Source organism: Pseudoalteromonas sp. SMS1 (assembly GCF_021530565.1).
Taxonomy (GTDB): Bacteria; Pseudomonadota; Gammaproteobacteria; order Enterobacterales; family Alteromonadaceae; genus Pseudoalteromonas.
In genome coordinates this window covers 1-6,587 of the sequence record NZ_JAKGBI010000043.1, presented here as the reverse complement: position 1 = coordinate 6,587, position 6,587 = coordinate 1, and the positions used below count along the sequence as shown (strand labels likewise).

Below are 6,587 nucleotides of genomic sequence, written 5' to 3'. Positions count from 1 at the left end.
GGCCTAGGACACCGCCCTTTCACGGCGGTAACAGGGGTTCGAATCCCCTAGGGGACGCCACTTACTTTTAGTAAGTACATACTCATATGGTGAGAGTCTAAATAACCAGTCCTAGTGACACATACTGTGTCCCCTTCGTCTAGAGGCCTAGGACACCGCCCTTTCACGGCGGTAACAGGGGTTCGAATCCCCTAGGGGACGCCACTTTCATTTCTTTTTTAATCTTCATTTTGCGCTAAACTTGCGAATCCAAACACTTTTGCTAACTTTTACTCTTATACTGCGCTGAGATTTTTGGCAATCTTGAAGGCAATTTCATGCAAAATGCCGAAGAACATGTTCTGCTACCAATTGATTGAGTAATTAAAACACTGCCTTGTCATGTATATATAGCGCATGAACCGCATTCTGTTTAGTTCAATTGTTTGATATAGAACAATTTTTCATCACTATTGTCATGCTCATGTAGAAGTAATAATTTATTATTGCTTTTTTATTTAGAGTGAGTTGCCATGGCTAAAGGAAGATCTAATTTTACGAATCGGGAGTATGATTACCCAAGCTCCTATAATTTATTGTCGACAACAAATACTAAAGGGCAAATAAAATACGCTAACCCACAGTTTTGTGAAGTTGCGGGATTTGAGTTACATGAGTTAGAGGGCAAACCACACAACATTGTGCGGCATCCGACGATGCCAAAAGCCGCGTTCCAAAACTTGTGGAATTACATTGAATCTGGCAAGCCATGGATGGGGATGGTTAAAAACCGCTGTAAAAATGGTGATCACTACTGGGTTAATGCGTATGTTACACCTATTACAAATGGTTCAGGTCAAACGGTTGAGTACCAATCAGTTCGAACTAAACCAGACCGCAAAGTCATAAATCGTGCTGAAAAAATTTACCAAAAACTCAATAGTGGGGCATCTGTAGAAAGCTTTACCCGGGCCTCTATGTCATTGTCTACACAAATGATGCTGATCATCGGCGTATTTTACATCCTCAGTATGGTATTTACGTCACTGCCTTCACCTTGGTCATATATATTAGAAACAGTGTTGGTGATTGTCGCTCTATTCTTAACTTATCAACGCCTCTCACCGGTTAGAGCATTGAGCGAAAAAGCGCGAAAAGTCTATGATAACCCGCTAATGCAAAAGATCTATATTGATAAAGTAAATGATATCGCAGCAATTGAGCTGGCGTTATTAGCCCGAGAATCCGAATTGAGAGCCGTGTTGGGGCGGGTAAAAGATGCCAGTGATACTGTACGAGGACATGCTAAAGAAACGGTCGATGAATGCGATAAAAGTGCACAGCTACTGAACAATCAACAGGCGCAAACCGGCTCGTTAGCTACCGCCATTAATCAAATGACGGCGACGATCCAAGAGATAGCTTCAAACACCAACAATGCAGCACAACAATCAGAAGCGGCGCTTAAGTCGGTTAAAGAGGGCAGTATGGCGGTGAATGACAATATGGAAACCAATTACACGCTATCTGAGGAGCTCACAAAGACCCAATCTGATATCGAAGATCTCAACGCTCAAACAGTGAATATCGGTGGGGTAGTGGATGTGATACGCGGCATCTCAGAGCAAACAAACCTACTGGCTTTGAATGCTGCGATCGAAGCTGCGAGAGCGGGAGAGCAAGGTCGAGGGTTTGCGGTGGTGGCAGATGAAGTGAGAGCTTTAGCGCAGCGTACACAAGAGTCAACGAAGGAAATTGATGATATCGTCGCCAATCTACGTCAACGCGCTGAGCGTGCCGTTCAGGCTATCCAAAATGGCGTCGAAAAGTCGAGCCAGTGTGTCGAAAAAGCGGAGGGGACTAAGGCATCTTTAGACAGCATCAATGCCATCGTCAACGATATATCTAGCCTTAATTATCAAATTGCAACCTCAACGGAAGAGATGTCTGGTGTAAGCAATGAATTGAACAATAATGCAGTCACTATCTCACAGTTGGCAACGGACTCGCTCGAGAGTTCAGATAACTCCCTAGCTACGATGGCAAATACACAAAAAGCACTGGCAGATCAGAAGTCTTTAGTTGATCAATTTATTGCTAAATTTCAACGATAAAAGTAGACAGTGGCTTTCGGTAATAGTCGAAAGTCACTGTCACGCCTTCCTCTTTTCCCCCGAGGTCCTTTCTGTACCTTTGTGACTTCAGTGCTCATCATCTTCGTGCTTTAAGCACAGTCATAATGTTTTGTAACACTTCACGAGTATCTATTGGGATGTCATTGTGCCAATTTAGTAACGTGTTGATGGTTTGAAGTCAAGTCAATGTCAGTCAGTGTAAGTATCGCTAATTTAAAAATCGAGTAATTAAACTAACACATTAAACAATTTTACAAGGAGATGTGATGCTAACTGTGCATATTGTCGCTGGGGCATTTTTGTTGTTGTTTGGTATTGGCGCGTTAAGTTTTGCGAAAGGAAAGGCCAAACATAGGTGGTCCGGGAATCTATTTTTTCTGTCTATGTTAATCATGACGGGGACCGCGGCGTTTTTCAACGGGGGCGCCACAATGGCTCTGCTCACTTTCTATTATGGCGCGACCGCATGGGCTGTCGTGTTAAGAAAAGAAAACTCAGTCGGTATCTTTGAAGTACTTTCGATGTGTTTAATAATTTACGTGAGTTTCAGCCTCTTTCGTTTTGTGTATACCGCTGTTGATATTCCTCAAACTTTTATAACGATTTTTACCATTCATGCTTCTGTGGCCGCCTTGTCTGCGTGTTTAGATCTAAAGATGCTGTTAGGTGGTGGTCTGTCTGGAAAGCACCGCATTGCGAGGCACACATGGAGGGCGTGTTATGCATTACTTGGCGCTGTGATGTCTTTCTCTGCAAACACATCGGATAGTTGGCCTGATTTTATTGATAGTGATGCCCTCATATACCTAACGATAGGCATTCTCTTTTATTGGCTGATAAGAGTATTGTTTACTGGCTGGTACAATCAATTAATCCATAGGATAGGAGACAGCCTACTAGCAAGAAAGGTTGTCGATGCAAAACGTTTATTAAATGAGAAATGAGCGTTTATTGTGGTCGTCGGCTATTCGCAGTGGGCGAACCCACTGCGGACTCTCATGACTTATTCGACTTTTTCTTTAAACTCGCACAAGTCTTCAATAATACAACTGCCACATTTGGGCTTTCTAGCCGTGCATATGTATCGGCCATGGAGAATTAGCCAATGGTGCACATCGACTTTAAACTCTTTTGGGACAACTTTTTCGAGTTTTTCCTCTACTGCAACCACATCTTTTCCCATCGCAAATTTAGTGCGATTCGACACTCTAAAAATATGTGTATCTACCGCAATGGTGGGCCAACCAAATGCGCAATTTAGTACAACATTGGCTGTTTTCCGGCCGACGCCGGGAAGTGCTTCCAGTGCACTGCGATCTTGTGGTACTTCAGAACCATGCTGGTCGATAAGCATCTGACTCAGTTTGTGGACATTGTTCGCCTTGGAGTTAAACAGGCCGATAGTTTTAATGTACTCTTTTAACCCTTCGACCCCAAGAGCAACAATTGCCTCAGGGGTGTTAGCCACAGGAAAAAGCTTTCTTGTGGCTTTGTTTACGCCCACATCGGTCGCCTGTGCAGACAGGGTTACGGCGACTAAAAGTTCAAAAGGTGTGGTGTATTCGAGTTCGGATTTTGGATTTGGGTTGTCCTCACGCAGGCGCGTGAGAATCTCAAGGCGTTTGGTTTTGTTCATGACGGTTTACTTGCAAGTTGTTAGATATAGTAATTACATCTAGCTAGAGTCACCCACAAAATTGACGGTTGAGTGGGTGACTTAGTGTGTTTAAGTCAGGCTTGTTACGCGTGCGCGAGGTGCTTTTTCTGTTGTTAGAGGCTGCGTTTTGGCCTTTTTTCTTTCATCAAAATAATTCTTACCCGCAATAATTAAGCCTAAGCCAAGAAAAGCACCAGGCGGTAAGATAGCCACTAGGAACTGATTATCAAAGTCTATAAGCGCAATACGAAGGGCCGTTGCCCATTCACCGAGTAATAATTCAGCACCATCAAAGAGGGTGCCTTGACCTATTAATTCTCGCATTGCCCCCAATATAACCAGTACAGCAGCAAAGCCAAGCCCCATCATTACGCCATCCCATGCTGACAATAACGGTGAATTTTTTGAAGCATAGGCTTCTGCTCGTCCAATGATGGCGCAATTCGTTACAATAAGTGGAATAAAAATGCCTAATGATTGATAAAGGCCAAAAGTATACGCATTCATCAACAACTCTATGATGGTGACAAAAGCCGCAATGATCATCACAAAAACGGGAATCCGAATATCCTTTGGTACCCAGTTCCTAACAATTGAGACAGTAACATTCGAACCAACTAATACCAGTAGGGTGGCGATGCCGAGTCCTAAGGCATTGGTAACCGTACTGGTGACGGCAAGCAATGGACACAGGCCAAGCAGTTGCACTAATGCTGCATTGTTCTTCCATAGCCCTTCGTGTGCCAAGGTTTTAAACTCACTCATAGCGTCTCCTGCTGGCATAGATTATCTTGCGCAAACAGCGCATCAAAATTTTGGTGTGCGTACCAAGCTGCTGCATTCACGGACTTCACGACAGCTCTTGGCGTGATGGTGGCGCCTGTGAACTGATCGAATTCGCCACCGTCCTTTTTAACGTTAAAGCGTGGATCCTTGTCACTCATGACTTGCTGAGCAGTGAAGGAATTTACCCAATTAGACTTCTTAATTTCAACCTTGTCACCCAATCCAGGCGTCTCTTTGTGCTGTGTAATACGTACACCTGAGATAGTGGCGTTGGCATACACTGCGCTAAGTATATTGATATTGCCACTATACCCTTCTGGTGTAATGTGCTGGACCAGAAGTGCGATCGGTTTATCATCTAGTTTTGCGCGGTAGATACGATGAGGCCCATTAGGGCCAAGTTCTGGCGCATCGCTTTCTACGCAATCTAAATAAAGCTGATTATTATATTGGTTGGCTGGAATAACCTGCGTGAGTGTACGCATTAAGTGGTTTTTTTCTTGCGCTTCGATGCGTGGTGCGGTGAGCTGTTGCACGAGTGCGACGCTGCCCGTTGTGACGAGTGCAAACGCAGTGAGGATCGCACCATTTTTTTTCATTGATGCTAATATCATTTGCGGGCTCCGTGTCCGTAGGTACGTGGTTGGGTATAATGATCAATCAGTGGCACGGCCATGTTCATCAGTAATACGGAAAAAGCAACCGCATCAGGATAGCCGCCAAATTGTCTAATTAAGTAAATTAATAACCCTATCAGTGCCCCGTAAATCAATCTGCCACGATTGGTTGTCGACGCGGACACCGGATCGGTTGCAATAAAGAATGCGCCAATCATGGTGGCACCGCTCAATAAATGAAATGCTGTACCTGTATGTCCACCAAAAACAAATCCCAATGCGCTACATACACTTAACGATACCAGCATCGCCACGGGAATATGCCAATTGATCACTTTTGCTTTTAATAGGCACAGCCCGCCAAGCAGATAAGCTAGGTTAACCCATTGCCAACCTTCGCCTGCAAAGCGGCTGAAAGCGATATTGGCCATCGCCTCTGTCGTGGTCATATTTTGAGAAACCGCAGTTTTAACGTGATCCAACGGGGTGGCACCTGTGGCGCCATCTACCACTTGTCGCGCCAAATCGAGGCTAAGACCTGCTGATGTGGTTTCAGTGAAAATCAAACAAAGTTGATCGTAAATAGAAAGTGGTGTCGCCAAAAGTTCACTGATGGGCTGCCACAAAGTCATTTGTACAGGGAAAGAAATGAGCAGCAATACATAGGCAGCCATGGCGGGGTTGAATAGATTGAATCCCAGCCCTCCGTAGAGTTGCTTTACAATAACGATGGCAAAAACACTGCCGATTACCACTATCCACCAAGGGGCCAAAGGAGGGATGCTGACCGCGATGAGTACGCCAGTTAACCATGCACTACCATCGCTTAGGGTTGGCCATATAGGGCGATTTCGAATCTTTAAAATACAAGCTTCGGCCAAACTAACACACACTAGTGCTAAAGCCAGTTGAACAAACACGCCAATACCAAAGAAATAACTTTGCACTAATATGCCCGGTACGCAAGCTAACATAACGTAGGTCATGAGCTTGTTGACAGATTTGAGGCTGTGGTTGTGAGGCGAAGAAGCCATGGTTAATTTCATGACAGGTCATTTCCTTCTTGTTCTTGGGCTTTTTTCTTGGCTTTAGCACGCTCGACTGCTGCTTTAACTGCAGCCTTTCGCTTTTCTTCCGGTGTAAGTGGCACTTCGTCTAAGTGCGTTTTCGTATTTACACTTTCTGCCTCAGTGTGTGCACTTCGTTGCTCAGCTTCTTCAGCGGCCTTTGCGGCCTTCTTTGCTTTCGCGCGAGCAATCGCCGCCGCCACCGCCGCTTTACGCGGATCTTCAGATGCTGCCTCTGAGGCTGGCCCTTCACCGTGTTGTTCAGCTTCTTCAGCGGCCTTTGCCGCCTTCTTCGCTTTCGCGCGAGCAATCGCCGCCGCCACCGCCGCTTTACGCGGATCGTCAG

At 45.1% G+C, this 6,587-nt stretch carries 6 protein-coding genes, 1 tRNA gene and 1 pseudogene; 3 read left to right on the top strand and 5 right to left on the bottom strand.

Translation table 11 applies throughout. From position 1 onward, the window contains the following. Positions 1–128: 128 nt before the first annotated feature. From L1286_RS23795 to L1286_RS23785, 3 genes are all read left to right on the top strand, one after another. Positions 129–204 (top strand) — tRNA-Glu (locus tag L1286_RS23795). 308 nt (positions 205–512) lie between these two features. Continuing rightward, complete coding sequence (locus L1286_RS23790; protein ID WP_235409510.1) at positions 513–2,093, top strand: methyl-accepting chemotaxis protein; 1,581 nt, start codon at positions 513–515, stop codon at positions 2,091–2,093. Positions 2,094–2,380: 287 nt separating this feature from the next. Next, positions 2,381–3,058 carry a hypothetical protein gene (locus L1286_RS23785; RefSeq protein WP_235409509.1) on the top strand — a complete coding sequence of 226 codons (678 nt, stop codon included), beginning with the start codon at positions 2,381–2,383 and terminating at the stop codon, positions 3,056–3,058. A gap of 59 nt (positions 3,059–3,117) precedes the next feature. Here the strand turns inward: L1286_RS23785 and nth are convergent, their stop codons facing one another. The 5 genes and pseudogenes from nth to L1286_RS23760 all read right to left on the bottom strand — a co-directional run. Then, positions 3,118–3,750, bottom strand: a complete 633-nt coding sequence (gene nth, locus L1286_RS23780; protein ID WP_235409508.1) for an endonuclease III — start codon at positions 3,748–3,750, stop codon at positions 3,118–3,120. A 90-nt stretch (positions 3,751–3,840) separates the two neighbouring features. Further along, positions 3,841–4,536: an electron transport complex subunit E gene (locus L1286_RS23775; RefSeq protein ID WP_235409507.1), complete on the bottom strand. Its 696-nt coding sequence runs from the start codon at positions 4,534–4,536 to the stop codon at positions 3,841–3,843. Continuing rightward, entirely contained in the window at positions 4,533–5,171 is a 639-nt protein-coding gene (rsxG, locus tag L1286_RS23770; protein WP_235409506.1) for an electron transport complex subunit RsxG, read from the bottom strand. The genes L1286_RS23775 and rsxG overlap by 4 nt, the downstream gene beginning before the upstream one ends. Then, positions 5,168–6,220 carry an electron transport complex subunit RsxD gene (gene rsxD, locus L1286_RS23765; RefSeq protein ID WP_235409505.1) on the bottom strand — a complete coding sequence of 351 codons (1,053 nt, stop codon included), beginning with the start codon at positions 6,218–6,220 and terminating at the stop codon, positions 5,168–5,170. Before rsxD ends, rsxG begins: the two co-directional genes overlap by 4 nt. After that, a pseudogene (locus tag L1286_RS23760) lies at positions 6,217–6,587 on the bottom strand (electron transport complex subunit RsxC); the annotation flags it as partial. The pseudogene L1286_RS23760 and the gene rsxD, both read right to left, overlap by 4 nt.